Origin of the sequence: Streptomyces pratensis (genome assembly GCF_016804005.1) — a bacterium.
In the GTDB taxonomy this organism is placed as follows: domain Bacteria; phylum Actinomycetota; class Actinomycetes; order Streptomycetales; family Streptomycetaceae; genus Streptomyces; species Streptomyces pratensis_A.
In genome coordinates, this window is record NZ_CP051486.1 from 4,192,162 (window position 1) to 4,210,704 (window position 18,543).

11 protein-coding genes, 4 pseudogenes and 1 riboswitch are annotated in these 18,543 nt (G+C 69.2%); of the genes and pseudogenes, 5 read left to right on the forward strand and 10 right to left on the reverse strand.

Annotated elements, in window-relative coordinates; translation table 11 throughout:
* Positions 1 to 430 precede the first annotated feature (430 nt).
* Complete coding sequence (locus HED23_RS16840) at positions 431 to 1,357, forward strand: MerR family transcriptional regulator (RefSeq protein ID WP_203184213.1); 927 nt, start codon at positions 431 to 433, stop codon at positions 1,355 to 1,357.
* Positions 1,358 to 1,411: 54 nt separating this feature from the next.
* Here HED23_RS16840 and HED23_RS16845 read toward each other — a convergent pair whose 3' ends face one another.
* The 8 genes and pseudogenes from HED23_RS16845 to HED23_RS16875 all read right to left on the reverse strand — a co-directional run bounded on the left by HED23_RS16845 (position 1,412) and on the right by HED23_RS16875 (position 11,879).
* The gene (locus tag HED23_RS16845; protein ID WP_203184214.1) at positions 1,412 to 4,912 is read right to left on the reverse strand and encodes a HelD family protein; all 3,501 of its coding nucleotides are present in this window, start codon (positions 4,910 to 4,912) and stop codon (positions 1,412 to 1,414) included.
* Between the two features lie 907 nt (positions 4,913 to 5,819).
* Positions 5,820 to 6,788 carry a threo-3-hydroxy-L-aspartate ammonia-lyase gene (locus HED23_RS16850; protein WP_203184215.1) on the reverse strand — a complete coding sequence of 323 codons (969 nt, stop codon included), beginning with the start codon at positions 6,786 to 6,788 and terminating at the stop codon, positions 5,820 to 5,822.
* Between the two features lie 54 nt (positions 6,789 to 6,842).
* Entirely contained in the window at positions 6,843 to 8,012 is a 1,170-nt protein-coding gene (locus tag HED23_RS16855; RefSeq protein ID WP_203184216.1) for a DSD1 family PLP-dependent enzyme, read from the reverse strand.
* Entirely contained in the window at positions 8,009 to 8,971 is a 963-nt protein-coding gene (locus tag HED23_RS16860) for an ornithine cyclodeaminase family protein (RefSeq protein ID WP_203184217.1), read from the reverse strand. Before HED23_RS16860 ends, HED23_RS16855 begins: the two co-directional genes overlap by 4 nt.
* Before the next feature lie 7 nt (positions 8,972 to 8,978).
* A complete protein-coding gene (locus tag HED23_RS35705) occupies positions 8,979 to 9,107 on the reverse strand; it encodes a hypothetical protein (protein ID WP_274383028.1) in 129 nt (42 codons plus the stop codon).
* A 4-nt stretch (positions 9,108 to 9,111) separates the two neighbouring features.
* Complete coding sequence (locus HED23_RS16865; protein ID WP_203184218.1) at positions 9,112 to 9,819, reverse strand: helix-turn-helix transcriptional regulator; 708 nt, start codon at positions 9,817 to 9,819, stop codon at positions 9,112 to 9,114.
* A 1,169-nt stretch (positions 9,820 to 10,988) separates the two neighbouring features.
* Positions 10,989 to 11,303: pseudogene (locus HED23_RS35235) on the reverse strand (ATP-binding protein); the annotation flags it as partial.
* A 63-nt stretch (positions 11,304 to 11,366) separates the two neighbouring features.
* Complete coding sequence (locus HED23_RS16875) at positions 11,367 to 11,879, reverse strand: DUF1707 SHOCT-like domain-containing protein (protein WP_203187523.1); 513 nt, start codon at positions 11,877 to 11,879, stop codon at positions 11,367 to 11,369.
* 156 nt (positions 11,880 to 12,035) lie between these two features.
* On the opposite strand from HED23_RS16875, the pseudogene HED23_RS16880 reads away from it, so the two are divergent.
* The 3 pseudogenes from HED23_RS16880 to metE form a co-directional block, all read left to right on the forward strand.
* Positions 12,036 to 12,313 (forward strand): annotated as a pseudogene (locus HED23_RS16880) (malate synthase A); the annotation flags it as partial.
* 54 nt (positions 12,314 to 12,367) lie between these two features.
* Positions 12,368 to 12,776, forward strand: a pseudogene (locus HED23_RS16885) (3-hydroxyacyl-CoA dehydrogenase family protein); the annotation flags it as partial.
* Between the two features lie 192 nt (positions 12,777 to 12,968).
* A riboswitch (cobalamin riboswitch) is annotated at positions 12,969 to 13,166 on the forward strand.
* Between the two features lie 164 nt (positions 13,167 to 13,330).
* Positions 13,331 to 15,649: pseudogene (metE, locus tag HED23_RS16890) on the forward strand (5-methyltetrahydropteroyltriglutamate--homocysteine S-methyltransferase).
* A 313-nt stretch (positions 15,650 to 15,962) separates the two neighbouring features.
* Here the strand turns inward: metE and HED23_RS16895 are convergent.
* On the reverse strand, positions 15,963 to 16,502 hold the full coding sequence (locus HED23_RS16895; protein WP_203184221.1) for a 2'-5' RNA ligase family protein: 540 nt from the start codon (positions 16,500 to 16,502) through the stop codon (positions 15,963 to 15,965).
* 352 nt (positions 16,503 to 16,854) lie between these two features.
* On the opposite strand from HED23_RS16895, the gene HED23_RS16900 reads away from it, so the two are divergent.
* Positions 16,855 to 17,058: a cold-shock protein gene (locus HED23_RS16900; protein ID WP_203184222.1), complete on the forward strand. Its 204-nt coding sequence runs from the start codon at positions 16,855 to 16,857 to the stop codon at positions 17,056 to 17,058.
* Positions 17,059 to 17,276: 218 nt separating this feature from the next.
* On the opposite strand, the gene HED23_RS16905 is transcribed toward HED23_RS16900, so the two are convergent.
* A complete protein-coding gene (locus HED23_RS16905; protein ID WP_420803037.1) occupies positions 17,277 to 18,518 on the reverse strand; it encodes a helix-turn-helix domain-containing protein in 1,242 nt (413 codons plus the stop codon).
* Positions 18,519 to 18,543 lie beyond the last annotated feature (25 nt).

The following is an 18,543-nucleotide window of genomic DNA, read 5'->3' on the forward strand; positions in this document are numbered from 1 at the left end:
ATGGCCACGGCGATACGGCACCGGTGGGCCCAGCCAGCGATCAGCACGAAGGTGGCACCCTGCTGCACGGCAGCAGCGCTGTTCAGCATCCAGGGTGCCAGCGGGAGGGCTCCCGCGAGCAGGGAGAGCGCGGCAAGCCCGGGCAACCAGCGGGAACCACCACAGCCAGCTTCTTGGCAAAAACGGTGCGGAGCTTGCTGACTTGGCGTTCTCACCGTGGCCTCCATGGTGAGGACGCCTTGGCGACCGACGTCAGCTCACCGAGACCTGCCACGAGTTCGTGATCACGTGTGGCTGATGGCCCATGGGCCACAGGCAGCTGCCTGGCATTGCCGCATACGCTTGAACAAGCCAGAGAGGTCGAGCAGAGCACCGGTTCGCGCGCCGGGCACTTGAGTCTCCAGCGGCTGGAGGGTCCAGGATCTCACCCATGGAAGACGAACACCCCGACGTGCTCACCATCGGCCAGCTCGCTCACCGCACCGGTCTGCCGGTACGGACCCTGCGCTTCTGGTCGGACGAGGGGGCGGTGGAGCCGGTGGCCCGCTCCGCGAGCGGCTACCGGCTGTACGACGCCGAGTCCGTGGCCCGCGTCGAACTGGTCCGTACCCTGCGGGAGCTGGGCCTCGGGCTCGACGACGTGTGCCGCGTCCTGAGCGGCCGCACCACGGTCGCCGAGATCGCCGACGCGCACGTGGCCGCGCTCGACGCGCGGATCCGCTCCCTCAAGGTGAGCCGCGCCGTCCTGTCCACCGTATCGAAACGTGGTTCGACTGCTGAGGAGACAGCACTGATGAACCGGTTGGCGCGGCTGTCCGCCGCCGAACGCAAGCAGATCATCGACGAGTTCAAGAAAGAGGTGTTCGGCGGGCTCGACATGGACCCGCGTCTGCATGACCGTATGCGCACCTTCAGCGTCGAACTGCCCGACGACCCCACACCCGAGCAGGTCGACGCGTGGATCGAACTGGCCGAGCTGGTGCGGGATCCCGGTTTCCGTGCCCGGATGCGCACCATGCTGGAGCTGAGCACCCCGGTCGCGGGGAAGAGCCGTCCCCCGGGGGCGTCCATCTGGTGGGCCAGGCAGGTCGTACAGACCGTTGCCGAGGCCAGGAAACGCGGAATGGCCCCCGCGGGACCGGCGGCGGCCGAAGTGCTGTCCGAGCTGTTCGGCGACGCCGATCGGGCCGCTGTGCTGCTGTGCCTGGAGGCTGGAATCGAGGCAGGGGCGGAGCGCTACCGCAGGCTCGTCGCCCGCGTTCGTGGACAGTTCTCGTCTCCCGACGCGACCGAGGAGCTCGAGTGGCTGCTGCGCGCGCTGCGTGCTGCGGATCAAGCCTCACCGGTCGCACTGTGACCGGCGTCGTCCCGCGGCTCCTTGCGGGGCGGCGGAACGACGGGGCGACGGGTTTCACGCCTGGCGGCGGCCCAGGGCTGTATCGGGGTCCTCACCGCCCCAGCTGCCGGCGGTACGCCACAGGACGTGAACACCGAAGGCCTCGCGTACGGTATCGGCGGCCCAGTCCTCGGCCGGCGGCTCACACAGGACCAGGTAGAGGCGGTCGGCCGGCGTGCGCAGGGTGTGGTTGATCTCGAGAAGGCGGGTCGCTCCTGAGCGGAGATCCGCGTACGCGGAACGGCCGACGCCCAGGACCTCGTAGACGAACAGTGATTCGCCCACGGTGCAGATGACGTCCACGGTCACGGAATCGGTCGGCTGCAGATCCGCCCACAACAGCTCCGACTTCAGCGCGTGGCGAACCGCCTCGTGCTTCTTGCAGATGCGGTCGGCGGTCGCCGAGGTCTCCAGGGCACGCAGGAAGCCTTCCTTCGTGGTCACTGCCGGTACAGCTGGTGCTTCTTCGACGGTCGTCACGAGTTCGGTTTCCTTCTGCTCGGAGCGCTCGGGCTGATGGGCGGCGGGCTCTGTGGCGTTGTCGAGGGCAGCGGCGTCGGCCAGGCGGGTACGGAGCCTCTGCTGTGCTCCGGCCAGAGCCAGGGCCCAGCCCGACTCGGCGAGTTCGTCCTGCAGTCGGCCCGTCTCCGGAGTGCCGTCCTTCAGCGCGCGGTTGGTGCGTGATGCGAGGTCGCGCAGGGTGCCCAGGCGCTGCCGGTCAGGGGAGCCGAGGACTCGGTACACCTCCACCCAGTCCGCCGAATCGCGGCGGAGGATCCGGTTGGCCATGCCCTGCAGCTCGGACAGCCGGGTGCGGGCATCCGCCGTAGCACCCTCGTCTCCGGCGACGAGATCGTCGAGCACACCGAGCGCCGCCGTGTAACGCTGAGCCATCTTCGGCGAGATGGGCAGGCGGCCCCGTCTGTCGGCGGTGAGCACGCTCTGACCGGTCTCGTTGGCGAAGACCCAGCAGTCCAGTTCGTCGCCGGGCCGGGGCGGCGTGGAGCCGTGCCGGACCGTCAGGGCCAGGGGGCGGTCCGTCTCAGGGCTCAGTGCCTGGACCTTGTAGCGTCCGCCGGGCCCGGGACCGATGACCCGGACGCGGATATCGGCCCCGATCCCGGGAACGTCGTCCGCATCCACAGCTGACCTTGTCCCGGGTACGTCGTCCGTGTCCGCCACTGCCCCGGCCCCGGGAACGTCGTCCGCATCCACGCCGGCCGCTCCTGTCCCGGCTGAGGGGACCCGGGGGGCGGTATCCCTGTTCGTGAGGACGTCGGGGAGCGGCGAGGTGTGCAGCACAGTCAGGCTCTGCGTACTGCGTGTGAGGGCGATGTACAGCTGTCGTAGGCCGGCAGGGCCGCGATCGGCGATGGTGGCGGGCTCGACGACCAGGACGTGGTCGTACTCCATGCCCTTCGCCTGGGCCGCAGCCAGGACGGACACCGCCTCACGGCCCGTGTCCGTGAGGCCGGCGCCCTCGTCGAGGCGGCGGCTGATCTCGTCCAGCCAGGACGAGTCGTCGGGAACGATGACGGCGACGGAGCGCGGAGTGCTCCCGTCGCTGGTGCCGGCCAGACGGGTCATCTGGGCGACGGTGTCGTCGAGCAGCTTCCACGGCTCGGTCGCCACCGTTCGTACGGCGCCCTCGCCCGCCTCTCGCACGGCCTGCGGATACAGCTGTCCGGGGGCGACCGCGCGGGCGAGGGGTTCGACGAACTCCATGATCTCGGCCGGGACACGGTAGCTGGTGTTCAGCTCGGCGACGCGCCAGTCTCCGTGGTCGGACAGAAGTGTGCCGAGGAGGTCCCAGGTGAGGTGCGTGTGGGGGCCGGTGGCCTGGGCCAGGTCACCGAGAACCGTCATGGAACCGCCGACGGCGCAACGGCGGCGCAGCGCGCGGGCCTGCAGCGGGGTGAGGTCCTGGGCCTCGTCTATGACGATGTGCCCGTAGCGGTGGGGGGCGTCACCGTCGATGAGGAACCGGAGTTCTTCGAGGCAGACGTGGTCGTCGAGTGTCCACGGCTCCGCATCGGCGGTGGCGGCACGCGGCCGGTGCAGGGCTGCCTGCTCGTCGGCGTCGAGGATGCCGTCCGCGCAGGCGCGCAGCAGGTCGGGCGAATCGTAGAGGCTGCGCAGGGCCTCTCTCCCGCCCGGCGAGGGCCAGATGCGTTCGACGAGACGCTCGACGCGGCGGTTGCGCTCCAGGTCGCGGCGGATCGTGCCGCCCTGGCCACGGCGGGGGGCGATGGTGGCCAGCTCCTGGAGGAGGCGGTCGACGAACAGGCTGCGGAAGCGTTCGCGGCGCTGCCGGTAAGGGCCGTCGACGGTGCGCGACTCGTCGAGGAGTACGAGGACTTCGGACTTCGGCACGCGCAGCGTCGTACTGCCGGCGCTGACGACGACGGCAGGTTCATCGCCCTCGTAGGAGGGCTCGGAGGTGAGGTCGTCGAGGGCCTCGGGTCGGCAGTCGCTCTCGACACGGCGCCGCAGCACGGCCGCCATCCGCTCGCCGGACTTAACCAGCCGCGTTTGCGGGCTGTCGGTGCCGCGGATCTCGCCGTCCCACAGGCGGTTCAGCTGGACAGCGTTGACGTCTCGTGTGCCGAGGGTGGGCAGCACCTGGCCGACGTAGTCGAGGAACCTTTGGTGCGGGCCGATGACGAGGATGTCCTGAGCCTTGAAGTGCTCGTTGTTGACGAGCCAGGTCACGCGGTGCAGCCCGACGGCGGACTTACCGGTACCCGGGCCGCCCTGTACGACGAGGATGTCGGACGGTGAACCGGTCACCAGGTCCATCTGGTCGCGGCGGATCGTCTCGACGATGTCCCGCATCCGGCCGCCGCGAGAGCGCCGGAGCTCGCGCAGCAGGAAGTCGTCCGGCTGGACCGGCTTACGGCGCTGGTGGCGGACGACGTCGCCGGGCGTCGGGGGCGGCGGACGGTCGTCGCGCTGTCCCTCGCCCCGTTCCTGGCCCACCGCGACGGGTGTCCCGGCAGTCTCCTGGGGATGTGCCTCGGTCGCGTCGTCAGCGGCCGGGCGCGGCTGCGGAACCGGGGCCGGAGAAGGGATGACCGGGGCGGCGATCTCGTCGAAGTAGTCCTGGACGACACGCTGCACACAGCGCAGCTGCCTCCGCAGCACCACCTCCCCGGGTGAGTCGGGCAAGGCCTCGGCCCAACTCTTCGCGAGTGTGCTGGTCCACGGCAGGACCACGATTTCCTTGTCGGAGTCGTGCACGACCCGTCGGCCGATGTACCAGGGCCGCGGCTTTCCGCCCGGGTCCTCCGGTGCGTCCACGCGGGAGAAGACCAGCGCCTCGCCGCCGAGGCCGCCGTACGCCTCGGCCTGCGCCTCGGCATGCTTCCGGTTGGCGATGCCGTCCTTCCCGCTCGCCGAAGCCGTGGCGGCCGACGACCCGGTCATCTCGGCCAGCTTCGCGGTGTAACAGTCGTACGCGTGGTCCACCGCCGTCTGCTCGGTGGCGATGACCTCGTCGTGCGTGGTGGTGCCCATGTGCATCCTCCCTGCGGGCGCCCGTGAGCGCCGCTACGGGCCTGCGCCCGTACCCCGCTGAAACAACTATCAGAAACCGAACGATGACAACCAGTCAGAGAGCAATTTCCGGACCAGCTCCCCGTTTCCCGGCACTCCAGGCGCCCACCTGCTAGTGCGTGGGCCCGGTCTCGTGCTGGTGGTCGTGGCATCCCGGGCCCGGTGTGACCGGACGACTCCCGCGCGGCTCGACGTGTCGGCCGTCGTGCAGCAGTTCAGACACAGCCGGCCGGTGGTACTGGTCGCCCGGCACTGCGGTGCCCAGCACCTCGAGACTTCCGTTCGCTCCCGGTGACCGTGGGGCTGACGGCGGACCTGGGGTGTTTTGCCTGGTATCAGGGCCGAGTAGCGTCCGCCCGGCGCCGCGAGGGGACTGCCGTGTCGCCTTGCGGGCCCGAACTGCCGACCGTGATGCAGAGCGACTCCCATGGATGAGTCCTGTCGACACACGGCGGCCCTTGCGCCGCCCTCATCCTCATCGGCCGGGCGCCATGTCCTTTGCCGTCCTCGCAGTTCGCGGGCAGATCGGTGTGGTGCGCAGGGCGGGCACAACAGCGAGAGGCCGCGACCGGTCCCCCGGTCCGGTCGCGGCTTGGTCGGTGTGAAGGCCGGCCGGGGTCAGCAGCAACTGCCGGCGGTGGCGGGGTACGCGCGTCGATGTCGGTGGCGTACGGGCCGGAGCAACATGCGCTGCTCCGCTGCTCGGTCAGGTTGTCGGCGTCGGCCTTGACGACGTACACCTCCCACGGTTCGCGTCCGGGCCGTGGACCCGGATGCCGCCCGGCGTGAGGTACTGCGGCGGGCTGAGGTCCTTGCCCACATCGAACGCGGTGGCGGTGTTGATGGCGCCTGCACCCTGGTCATCGCGTCAGCCGTTGATGATCTCGGTGAATCGTTGGGTGTCGATGTTTCCTCCGGAGGCGATGATGCCGATGCGCCGGGGAAGGTTGTCGATGTGGCCGGCGAGGAGTGCGGCCAGGGCCGTCGCGCCGCTGGGTTCGAGGACGATCTTGAGGCGTTCGAAGGCGAAGCGCATCGCGGTTCGGATGTCGTCGTCGCTGACGAGGGCGATGTGGTCGACGAGTTGACGGTTGATGGCGAAGGTGACCTCGCCGGGAGTGGGCAGGGCCTGTCCGTCGGCGAGTGTCCGTGGCACGGGGATGGTGACGCGCTCCCCGGCTTCGAGGGAGCGTTTGGTGTCGTCGCCGTTGTCGGGTTCGACACCGACGACGCGGATGCCGGGGCGCAGCGCCTTGGCGGTGATGGCGCTGCCTGCAATGAGTCCTCCGCCTCCGACAGGTGCGATGAGTGCCTCGAGTTCCCCGACCTCCTCGAGGAGTTCCAGGGCTGCGGTGCCCTGGCCCGCGATTACGTGCGGGTGGTCGTAGGGAGGGACGAGCGCGAGGCCGCGTTCGGCGGCAAGCGCCTCACCGAGGGCGGTGCGGTCCTGGGTGTAGCGGTCGTAGGAGACGATTTCCGCGCCGTATCCGGCGGTGGCCTCCTTCTTCGACCGGGGGGCGTCCTCGGGCATCAGGATGACGGCGCTGGTGCCCAGTTCCCGGGCTGCCAGTGCGGTGGCCTGGGCGTGATTGCCGGAGGAGTAGGCGGCAATGCCTTTGGCGAGCTGTTCCGGGGACAGTTGCGCGGCGGCGTTGTAGGCACCCCGGAACTTGAAGGCGCCGACCCGCTGGAAGTTTTCGCATTTGATGAACACTTCCGCGCCGACGAGGGCGTTGAGGGTGCGGGAGGTCAGGACGGGGGTGTGGTGTGCGATGCCGTTGAGCCGTGCGGCGGCGGCGCGGACGTCGTCGAAGGTCACGGGCAAAGCTGCGGTCATGGTGTGTCCTTGCGTAGGTGGGTGAGGCGGCGGTCGCCGGGTCCTGCTTGCTGGTCACCAGCCGTGAATGCGTTGCCAGTTGGCCTGCACGGCGGGCGTTGAGCCCGTGTCCTGGGCGCTGTCGACGACGTGGTAGCCGCGGTGCTGGGCCGCCGTGGCACACGCGTGGTTGGGAAGGATGCGCAGGCGGGTCCCGACGGGCAGGTCGGGCAGGAGGGCACCTTCGCGCACCGTGAGTGTGCCGTGTTCCTGGCTGGCCGCGCTCATGAAGAGGTTCGGGATCGGGCGTCCGGCCAGGTCGAGGACCAGGCCGTAGCCCTGGTCCTCGACCTGGCCGGCGGTGCCGCGGTCGCGTGACATGGCCATCCATCCGCCGTCGGTGATGATCCAGCCGTGCTCAGGGCGGTGCCCGATGACAGTGACGACGACCGACAGGGCTAGGTCGTCGACCTGGCAGACACCGAGGCCTGCCATGACGAGGTCGAAGAAGACGTAGTTGCCTGCCCGTAGTTCGGTGACGCCGGTCAGATCGTCGGCGGCGTGGGCAGTGGGAGTCGAGCCCACGCTCACGGTGGTGACGGGTAGCTGCGCGGCGCGCAGCCTTTCGGCGGCTGCGACGGCGGTGTCGCGTTCGTTCTCGGCTGCCGCCCGCTGGTCCTCGGGGGTGTAGGCGTAGTAGGACTCGCCCGCGTGGGCGAGGACCCCGTCGAGGCATCCGGCGTCGTGCAGGATGCGGGCGATGTCGATGAGCCCGGGGGCGTCGGCCTTGAGGCCGCCGCGGTGGCCGTCGCAGTCGATCTCGATCTGGGTGGGTACGGCGAGGCCGGCTTCGCGTGCGGCGTCGGCTACGAAGTGGGCCTGCTCGCGGCTGTCGAGCAGGACGCGCAGGGTGACGCCACGGTGCAGAAGGGCGATGACGCGGCGGAGCTTGTGGGGCTCGATGCCGACGGCGTAGGTGATGTCGGTGTAGCCGCCGTCGGCGAACGCCTCTGCTTCGGCGAGGGTGGAGACGGTGACAGGGCATGGGGCGCCGCCATGCATGAGAGCGGCGACGTCGAGACTTTTGGCGGTCTTCACGTGCGGGCGCAAAGTGACGCCAAGATCGTCGGCTCGGGCTGCGAGTCGTTCGATGTTTCGCAGAGCTTTGTTCACGTCGACGGCGGCGAAGGGGGTGTCGGGGTCGGCCAGCGTCGTCTCGGCGGCTGCGGAAGGGGTGGCGTTCACAGGGACACGTCCATTTTCTTGAGGAGGGCCAGGCCCAGACACAGGTCCTGCAGGCCGACCCCGGAACTGTCGAAGACCGTGATGTCCTCATCGACGTCCCGCCCTGAGACTCGGTCGGTGAGAACGTCGCCGAGCGGGATGAGGACGGCGTCTTCTGAGGCGTGCTGGCTTTCGCCCATGCGCCTGGCCTGCTCGGGAACGTCGCAGAAGAGGCGTGCGGTGGCCAGGAGTTCCGGTGGGAGCTCCCGCTTGCCGGGTGCGTCAGCGCCCATGGCGGAGATATGGGTGCCCGGACGGATCCACTGCGCCTCGAACAGGGGTGGCGTGTCGGTCTGGGCGGTGGTGGCAGTGACGATGACGTCGGCCCGTGCGCAGGCCTCTTCAGCGCTGACACTCCGCGCGTCGTGGCCGTCTGCGGACAGTCGCACGGCCAGCTCGGTGGCGCGGTCCTTGTCCCGTCCTACCACCAGCACCTTGCTGATGGGCCGCACGCGGCTGACGGCCCGGACTTCGTAGGCGGCCTGGTGCCCGGTGCCGAAGACCGCCAGGGTCTCGGCGTCGGTGCGGGCAAGGAGGTCCACGGCCAGGGCGTCGGCGGCAGCGGTCCGGTAGGCGTTCGCCGTCCCGACCTCCAGGACTGCCGCGATCCTGCCGATGCTTTGGTCGAACAGCAGCAGGGTGGAGTGGTGCCTGGGCAGCCCGCGTGCGGGGTTGTCCGGCCAGAAGGTGCCGATCTTGACCCCGGCGTGGGTCGCGGAGGCTGACGGCTTGAGGGTGAATCGATTGCGCGGGTCGGATCCGTGCACGACGAGGCTGGGGAGGGCGGCAGCGTTCACGGTGGCGGCGAAGGCGTGGCGGGCCGCGTCGAGGGCGAGGGACTCGTCCACCAGCGCGGCAGTCTGTTCCTCGGTGACGTACAGCAGTCCGTACGATCCCGGCGTCCGGTCTGAGTGCGGCACATGGTGGTCAGTCGAGGGCAGCAATGGCGTGCACCTCCGCTGCGGACCCGTGGTGGAGTTCCTTGAGGCCGGCGACGGCCCGCTCCTCGCCCGGGCGGGGGCGGTCGTGCCCCGTGGTGATCTCGTCGGTGGTCATCGAATCACTTCGTGTAGGAGTACACACTGGCTCGGGAGATTCCGAGCAGATCAGCGATGGTCTGGGCGGCATTGCGGGCGTCGAAGTAGCCGTCCTCGTACAGGCGCCGCACGAGTTCCCTCTTCCCTTCCCGAGGCAGGGCCCGCGGGGTCGTGGAGCGCTCTGCCGCTGCTGCCTCGATGACTTCGCGCAGCTCTCGGCGGCTTCGGTCGCGCAGCCTCTCCAGCGAGACGTCCCGGTTCTCGGGATCGGTCGCCACCAGGTTCGACAGCGTCAGCGTGATGGGCGAGAGCGTCGAGATGTCCAGGTTCAGGCAGAGGGCTGCGATGTACTGCCCGGAAGCGTTCTTGATCCCGATCGAGGTGCTCTTCGCGGGACGCCCGTCGGGGAACTGGTTGGCGTAGTTCTGGATGACGCTGGGGTACTGCGGGTCCCGGATGCGGGCGAGTCCCAGTTCGGTGGCCGACTGCCCCACCTCACGTCCCGACAGGTTGTTCTCGATGAAACGGATGGCGTGGTCCGGATCGCGCAGGTCGTGCAGCACGACCTCGCAGATGCCGGGGAACATGCGTCCCAGTCCCTCGGCGACCTTCTCGAACTCGGTCAGGAGGTGCTCGTCGTCCGAGGCCTCGGAGACCGCCGGTCCGGGCAGCTGCCCGTCATGTAGGCGTGCTCCGTCCTGGCTCGTGTGGGTGTCGTTCTCCGCTGCCATCGCCCTGCCTTCCGTATGGGTCCCGCTCCCTGCCGCTCCGCACTCCCACAGGGGTGCAGCGCGCGGGGATCAGCATGCAGTTCTTATTTTTTCGTCCATTCCTGTACAGATAATCTATCCATCTCCAGAGTTCCCGTCCAGCGGCCGGGGTGGTCGGCCTCGCCAGGCCTGCAACGGGGCACGCCGATGCTCTTCGCCCGAAGAACTTCCGCCCTGCCGTTCCTGGCCTGCATCACTGGAACGAGCCCACCCCTCACCACGCCAAGCAGCGATTCCACTGTTGCGCGGCCTGCCGGCCCGAGCCCTTCAGAACGCACGTTCCCCGCAGGCACCGCCGGCCTCCGCCGAGCGCGGGACGCACGGCCGTCGTGGGACACGGCCCCCTGCCCCCATCAACCAAAGCTTCGGAGGCACACCATGACGTCCCCACCACTCCGGACCATCGATCCGGAAGCTCAAAGCGCAGTTCAGGCATGCTCGGACGATGTCTTCGGCTGCCGATCGGCGTGCAGCCGGTCATCGCTGTCGGTCTCGGCGCGCTCTTCGGCACCCTCGTCCCGGCTGCCGGTGAGCAGATGAAGATCCTCGGTGACGTCTTCCTCGACCTGGTTCAGGTCGTGGTGCTGCCGCTGGTCTTCCCGCTCGGGTGCTGGGCGTCGCCGGCATGGAATCGGTCAGGAAGGTCGGGCGGATCACCGGCAAGGCGATCCTCTACTTCGAGGTGGTCACGGCCCTCATTCTGCTGGTAGCCGTGGAGCTCACCAGTATCGGCAAGGACGCTCCCGTACAAGGTGCCGGCACCGAGAATCTGCAGAGCCTGGACCAGGGGGTCGACTTCCGGACCGGGTGCTGGTCACCGAAGCGAAGCCGGAGGAAGACGTGCTGTGGGCCGCGTCGAGGCGTTCCGCAGCCGGCCAGAACTCTCGGTCGCGGCCCCGCTGTAGACGATCACACTCGCCGTACTCGCCCCGCCCACGCGAACTCGGTAGACACCCTTCATACTTCCGCCGCGCAGCCCGTCGGTTCCGGCTACATGGACCCCTGCCCCCAGTGCCTTACACACGATCCCCGAGAAGGCTCCAGTCTCCATGAACCGGCGTCCTGCCGACCTTGTCCTCGGCTCGGGGCGCTGCCGGGCCGCAGCCGTCCTCCAGCAAGTCGGCTGCCTCGGCGGGCACTTCCGTCCGTGGCCGTGTGCCGGCGAGGCGGCAGGAGTCAGTTTCGCTCTCGATGTGGTGCCGTCGAAGGTGAGACGGTCGACGATGTCCGCGCGAAGGCGGGCAAACGGTGAAGGTCCTGATTCAGCCTCCGAGGAGCTCGTCGGGGGCGACGGCGGTCCTGCACTTCACCGCGCGTTCGGTCAGGACCTGGAAGAGAGGTTCGGCGTCGCGGCGGTCCAGTTCCGTGCAGCCCAACTCGTCGACGCACAGGGCGACGCGGCCGGAGCGGGCGCTGGTCTTGTCGAGCTGCTCCTCGTCGGCGGCCACGGCACCGGCAAACCGCAGGGATGGAGTGACGGACGTGTGGTCCTGGTCCCGGATGAAGCCTCAACGCCGGGCGTGGCGGATCTTCAGCCGCCCGAATCCCATGGTCCCGGAGATACGGATCTTCGGCCCGCCGGGCCGGGTAAGCGGCCGGGCCTTGTAACGCAGATCCTTCCACCCAGTCTGCAAACCCTCGACGACGGCTTCGCGAGGCACCGTGATCTTGGCCCTGCCGGTGCCGAGCTGCAACTCGATGTCGACTATCGGATGCTCGATGACCGCCCGGGACAGATCCAGGCGCACCCTTCCGAACGCGGACTCGACCTTGAGAATCCGAGGTACCCTCCACACGCCGCGCCGCTGGATCCGGCCGCCGGCAACGGCGATCGTCGACGTGGTGCCAGGGTGCTCCGCCGGGAGCAGAGCCAGGGCCGACACAAGCTCGCTCTGCAGCTCGGCGGTGAGGACACGGTGGAGGCGCTCGTCCAACTCCTCGTGCGAGATGATCCCTTCGGCGTAGGCGTCCTGAAGGCGCTGAACGGCAGTATCGCGGTCTTCTTCGCCGACCAGCGGCATCGAGTCCTGCGGTGAAGGGGGCACCGTTTCACCCTACTGCCGTGCGGGCGACTCGAACCCGCCAAGGTCCGGAACGAGCAATACTCTGATGGGAGGCCGACCACTCGTCATCGTGGCCACGGCCGCCGCCCCGGAGTGCCTGTGCCGTGCGACTCGAACGGCACCACGCCCGCGTACATCATCGGCGGCCAGCTGACCCTGCTCGACGCCGCGCTGGGCACGATCGACTTCACCACGCCGGATGGCGGGCGGAACCAGCTGGGCGACCAGACCGCGACCCGTCATGGTGCGCCCTCGCGGCTGGCATCTGCTCGACTCGACAAGCATCTGCACATCAACGGCCTGCCCGCCCCGGCAGCCCTGGTCGACTTCAGCCTCTACTTATTCGACTGCGCCCAACGGCAGATCGAGGCCGGACGGAGCCGTACTTCTACCCCCGAAGCTGGTGTACCGCGACGCGGCATGACTCCGGAACGATGTCTTCGTCTCTCGTGGGAGCCGTCTCCTCCCTCCACACAGACGCGGAGATGGTCATCACTGTGACAAAATTCGCCGAACACACCCTGGGCAGAACGGTCGTACGCTCCCAGGACCGGGCAGGTTTCGTCGTCAACACGCTTCTCATCCCGTACCTCCTTTCGGCGATCCGCATGGCGGAAACCCGGCTTCGCCAGACCCTCCGACGTCGACGCCGGCATGGAACTGGGCTGCGCTCATCCGATGGGCCCGTTGAAGCTCGCCGACCTGATCGGCCCGGACGCAGTCGCCTCCATCGCCACGTCCCTCCACGACGAGTTCAAGAAACCCCTCTACGCCCCGCCGCCCCTGATCCGGCGCGTGGTCGAAGCCGGGCTGCTCGGCCGCAGGAGCGGCCGCGGCTTCCACACCTACGCCCGGGCCGAGGAGCCCCGGGGTCACCACAGAGCTGAGGGGCCCGCGTGTTGTGGAGATGGAAGTGCGGCGGACGGCGGTCCACCGCGCTCCCCCGCTTCGCGTTCCACGCCGGAGCTCGGTGGCTCATGTCACGTCCCGGGATACGAACAGCGACCCTCGCAGAGCGACCGACCCTCTAGGGTGACCGGTGCAGCTGGTTCGCCCTGCCCTCCAGGCAGACGCGTCGCAAGAGGGAACCCGGTGGGAATCCGGGACTGCCCCGCAGCGGTGAGTGGGAACGACCGCCGTCATACGCACTGGATCCGGTCGGATCTGGGAAGCGACGGCCAGTAGGAATCTGCCCCGGCAGGATGCCCACAAGTCCGAAGACCTGCCCGTTGCCCGCACGCGACCCCTCGTGTGCGGATATCCCGGTGACCTCGTGGGCGGGTCGGCGTACGTATCGGACGAGACGGCGCGCCTCTTGGGCGTGCACATGTTCCGTCCGGTTCGTCACCCCTTCGCGTCCGTGTCCCGTCTCCGGGATCTCAAGGAGTCATCTCGCGAAGGAGATTTCCGTGACAGCGAAGCCCGCAGCAGCGGCAACACGGGCAACCGTGTACGGCTACCCCCGCCAGGGACCGAACCGGGAACTGAAGAAGGCCATCGAGGGCTACTGGAAGGGCCGGATCACCGCCGACGCCCTCCGGGATACGGCAGCGGATCTGCGCCGGGCCAGTTGGCAGCAACTGGCAGACGCCGGTATCCAGGAAGTGCCCACCGGCGACTTCTCGTACTACGACCATGTCCTGGACACCAGCGTCATGGTCGGTGCCGTCCCGCAGCGGCACCGTGAGGCGGTCGGCGCCGACGCTCTCGACGGCTACTTCGCGTCAGCACGCGGCACTCAGGATGTGGCGCCGCTCGAGATGACGAAGTGGTTCGACACCAACTACCACTATCTCGTGCCCGAGCTCGGCCCGGACACCACCTGCACCGCGGACTCGTCCAAGCAGGTCGGCGAGCTCAAGGAAGCCCTCGCCCTCGGACACACCGCCCGGCCTGTGCTCGTCGGCCCAGCCACCTATCTCCTGCTCGCCAAGCCCGCCCCCGGAGTGCCGGCCGATTTCGAGCCGCTCACTCTGCTGGACCGGATCCTTCCGGTCTATGCGGAGGTACTCGCCGATCTGCGCGCGGCCGGCGCGGACTGGGTACAGCTCGACGAGCCCGCACTCGTCCAGGACCGCAACCCTGCCGAGCTCAGTGCCGCCGCCCGCGCGTATCGCGACCTCGGTGGCCTGACGGACCGCCCCAAGCTGCTCGTCGCCTCCTACTTCGGCCGGCTCGGAGATGCTCTGCCCGTCCTGGCGAAGGCCCCGCTCGACGGAGTGGCCCTCGGCTTCACCGACGCCGCGGCGGCCGACCTCGAAGACCTCGCCGCCGCCGGCGGGCTCCCCGGCAAGCGGCTCGTCGCCGGGGTCGTCAACGGCCGCAACATCTGGATCAACGACTACGAGAAGTCGCTGACCACGCTTGCCACGCTCCTGGGCCTCGCCGACCGGGTCGACGTCGCCGCCTCCTGCTCGCTGCTGCACGTCCCCCTCGACACAGCGCCCGAGAAGGACATCGATCCAGTGCTCCTCCGCTGGCTCGCTTTCGCCAGGCAGAAGACCACGGAGATCGTCACTCTCGCCAAGGGACTGTCCGAGGGCACCGACGCCATCGCCGCGGAGATCGCGGCCAATCGGGCCGGCCTCGCCTCGCGTGCCGCCTCCCCGATCACCCACGACCCCGCCGTGCGGGCCAGGACCGCCGCCATCACCGACGCCGACGGCCGTCGCTCCCAGCCCTACCCCGAGCGAGCAGCCGCCCAGCGGGCGCACCTCAAGCTGCCGCTGCTGCCGACGACGACCATCGGGTCGTTCCCCCAGACCGCTGAACTGCGCACGGCCCGCGCCGACCTGCGGGCCGGCAGGATCGGCACAGCCGGATACGAAGAGCGGTTCGAGGCCGAGATCGGTGAAGTCATCGCCTTCCAGGAGAAGACCGGAATCGACGTCCTGGTGCACGGTGAACCCGAGCGCAACGACATGGTCCAGTACTTCGCGGAGCAGCTGACCGGATACGTGGCCACCCAGCACGGGTGGGTCCAGTCCTACGGCACCCGTTACGTCCGGCCACCGGTCCTGGCCGGTGACATCTCCCGCCCCGAACCGATGACGGTGCGCTGGACGACGTACGCCCAGTCCCTCACCGACCGACCGGTCAAGGGCATGCTCACCGGCCCGGTCACCATGCTCGCCTGGTCCTTCGTCCGGGACGACCAGCCCCTCGGCGACACCGCCCGCCAGGTCGCCCTCGCCCTGCGCGACTAGGTCGACGACCTGGAGAACAACGGCACATCGGTCATCCAGGTCGACGAACCCGCTCTGCGCGAGACCCTGCCCCTTCGCGTGGCGGACCACGCCGGATATCTGAACTGGGCGACCGAATCGTTCCGGCTCACCACCAGCGGCGTACGACCGGACACTCAGATCCACACCCACATGTGCTACGCCGAATTCGGTGACCTCGTCCAGGCCATCGACGAGCTCGACGCCGACGTCATCAGCCTGGAGGCCGCTCGCTCCCACATGCAGGTCTCCCGCGAACTGGCCGCACACGGCTATCCGCGCGAAGCAGGTCCCGGCGTGTACGACATCCACTCCCCGCGTGTGCCCGACGCGGAGGAGGCTGCCGCACTTCTTCGCAAGGGACTGAAGGCCATTCCCGCCGAACGGCTGTGGGTCAACCCCGACTGCGACCTGAAGACCCGTGGCTGGCCCGAGACCAAGGCGTCCCTGGAGAACCTCGTCACCGCCGCCCACACGGTCCGGAGCGAACTGCCCGCGTCCTGACCGGAGAACTCCGTAGCCGGGGCGCCCGCGCGCGCCCCGGCTACGGAGTCTGCGGTGCACAGGAGATTGCGGCCGAGCAGGCGGGTGTGACCATAAGCCGGTGCCCTCTCGTAAGTGACCGGCTCAAGAACGTCGAGGCCTCAGTCGGACCATGCCGGAATGGGGATGACCGGCGTGCACTCTGCGAACCTACCGGCCTCCGTGGGCCGTTGGCGCTCGAGCTTTCGCATCGCGTATTCCCTGGCGTCCCCTCACCGGCGGGGTACGGCAGCCCATGGCGTGACAACGCTCCCGAAGGGAAACCAGTTCAAGTTCAAGGCCCCAGGCGGTCAGTGGAACGAACGACGGAGTCGTAAGTCCTGGCGCTCACCCACTGCCCCGCCAGGACGCCTGCCGGCTCGCCGGATTCCTGCGAGAACAGCTCGGCGTCAGAGCCGGTCCATCCGGCGCCGCGTCCGCGCGCGAGTGAGACATGCGGCTTCCAGCGCTCAGGGGAATGGATGGGATTGAGTCGTCCGCAGCCTGCGGAATCGTACAGCGTTCGCCATACCGTCTCGTGCAGACGCAGCAGCGCCGCTTCGGGTAGGACAGCCCAGGCCAGGACATTGGTCCGTCCGGTGAATCGCAGCGTTCCATCGAGGTGCAACGGGATCGGCAGGACAGCAAGGGCTCGCGCCAGACTCAGACGTACCTCCGGTGCGAGATCGACTGCCGTGGCAAGGGTCAGGTGCGGACGGTTCGTCGGATGCCGATGTGCCGCAAGGCTCGGCAGGCCGTCGTTCAGCAGACGGCACCAAACTTCACCGACGGCCCGGTTTGTCATCTCGTCGGGCAGTAGTTCAATGCTGTGCACCGAATCAGCCTACAACTCCTTTCGGTACCGGCTCGCAATCGACGTTGGCCGACCATCTCGATCTCCTCGGACAAGCGCCCTCAGTTCCGCGATCTCCTTGCGGTCCCATTCCGTGTATCGCCCCTCCATCCACCTCCGCATTGCGGAACAAAAGCAAAGTAATGACACCTGCGCATTTCAGCACTGGAGACCGGAGGCGGGTGTAGCGTCTGGGTCAGCTGTCGTGGTTCCGAAGTACTGGCCGCCGTGCGCTCGCGCTGGCGATTGTGCTGTTCGAGTCTCTGAGAACCCGGGCGATCACCTCCGGCTTCGCACGGTGCGGGGCCCGCTTTCAATCACCTTGGAGGACGACATGGCCAGCGGAACCGTCAAGTGGTTCAACGCGGAAAAGGGATTCGGATTCATCGAGCAGGACGGCGGAGGCCCCGATGTATTCGCTCACTACTCCAACATCGCAAGCTCCGGCTTTCGTGAGCTCCAGGAAGGCCAGAAGGTGAACTTCGACGTCGTCCAGGGGCAGAAGGGCCCACAGGCGGAGAACATCACACCCGCTTGAGCTTGCACCTCCCCAGGGCTCGCCTCGCGACAGTCGCGGGGCGGGTCTTGTGCGTTCACGGAACCGTTCCGACTGAGGCAGCTGGACTGCTCGGCCACATTCAGGCTCACCCGCACACGACGGCAGGGACGTGTGGCGGCGCCATCCGGCGCCTGGAGCTCAGCCCTGGAACTCCTTAAGCGCTTGCTCAGCCAATGTCAGTCGAAGTTGCTCATCGGTCACCCGGTCTGTCCAGAGTCCGAGTCTGTGATCCAGCGCCCTTCGGCGGAGTCGTGCACGTACGCCGGCCTCTCCCTGGTCCCGCTCGTGCGGAACGGCTTCCCGCCGTCCGTGATCCGCACCGTCCCCGTACGGCCCCCGGCGCTCCACTCCAGCTCCAGGTACCAGCGGCAGTCGCAGCCCGCCGTCCGCGCGGAGACCAGCAGCTCCTCGGGGTCGGAGGAGGTGACCTTGTACGGGAAGGAGACGGCCGGGATCTTCCGGACCTCGGCGCCGGAGGCGTCAAGGCCGTCGACGGGCCTCGCGAGCGGGCGCGGCCGGTCGAGGTCCACGGCGAAGTGGCGCGGGGTGACGGCGCCGCCACAGCCGTTGTCCATCCGGTACGCGTTCCACGGCAGCGGCGCGGCGCGGTCGACCACGCGCACGTGCAGGGCATGGAGGACGACGGCGTCGGACGGTGACCGGCCCTGGACCGTGATCCGCACCAGCGCCTCCCCGCCGTGCACGGCACCGTGCGTCCCGGCCCACGCCCCGGAGTCGGCCGCGACCGGCGGCGGGGCGACCGCGCGCGGGGCCCGGTCCACGAGGTAGGTGTGCCCGCAGCCGCCCTCCCAGAGCTGGGAACCGATGCTCCAGGTGAAGGGGAGGGGGGCCGCGGTCCGCCCCGGAGCGGTGGAAGCGGGAGCGGGTGCGGAAGCCGTACGGGTGGGGTGGCCGAGCAGGGTGGCGGCGAGGGCGAGCACGACGAGGGCGACGGCGGCGGCGACGAGGAGGGGAGCGGGGGCGCCACGACGGGGGCGGGCGCGGGGCGCCTCCGGCGCGGACAGATCCGCCGCGGACGGGTCCGGCGCGATCGGGTCCGGGGCGGGGCCGTGGCCCGGTTCCGGCGCGGACGGTTCCGGGTTCGATTCCGGCGCGGCCGACACGGCCGGCACAGGCGTGGGCGCGGGCGAGGCCGCTCGGCGGCGGGCGCGGTCCGCCTCCGTCCAGGCCGCCTCCAGGGCCCGCCGTTCCTCCTCGTCCGCCCCGCACAGCATGGCGAGGCGGTCGACCACGGCGAACTCCTCCGGGACGGTCGCGCCCGAGCAGTAGCGGTGGAGGGTGGACGCGCTGACGCTCAGCCGCCGGCCCAGCGCCTCGTAACTCCTCCCGTCCCGCGCCTTCAGCGCGCGCACGAGCCCCGCGAACTCCTCGACGGCGGCGTCCTTCGGCATTCCATCCCCCTCGACCCTGCGTCCCATCCTTCACGTCCTTGCACGTCAGTGA

What these genes read in the sequence shown, in the direction of transcription:
- HED23_RS16840 (WP_203184213.1), top strand. Translation starts at nt 431, where the DNA reads ATGGAAGACGAACACCCCGACGTGCTCACCATCGGCCAGCTCGCTCAC.
- HED23_RS16845 (WP_203184214.1), bottom strand. Translation starts at nt 4,912, where the DNA reads ATGGGCACCACCACGCACGACGAGGTCATCGCCACCGAGCAGACGGCG.
- HED23_RS16850 (WP_203184215.1), bottom strand. Translation starts at nt 6,788, where the DNA reads ATGACCGCAGCTTTGCCCGTGACCTTCGACGACGTCCGCGCCGCCGCC.
- HED23_RS35705 (WP_274383028.1), bottom strand. Translation starts at nt 9,107, where the DNA reads ATGACCACCGACGAGATCACCACGGGGCACGACCGCCCCCGCCCGGGC.
- HED23_RS16865 (WP_203184218.1), bottom strand. Translation starts at nt 9,819, where the DNA reads ATGGCAGCGGAGAACGACACCCACACGAGCCAGGACGGAGCACGCCTA.
- HED23_RS16875 (WP_203187523.1), bottom strand. Translation starts at nt 11,879, where the DNA reads ATGCCGCTGGTCGGCGAAGAAGACCGCGATACTGCCGTTCAGCGCCTT.
- HED23_RS16900 (WP_203184222.1), top strand. Translation starts at nt 16,855, where the DNA reads ATGGCCAGCGGAACCGTCAAGTGGTTCAACGCGGAAAAGGGATTCGGA.
- HED23_RS16905 (WP_420803037.1), bottom strand. Translation starts at nt 18,518, where the DNA reads ATGGGACGCAGGGTCGAGGGGGATGGAATGCCGAAGGACGCCGCCGTC.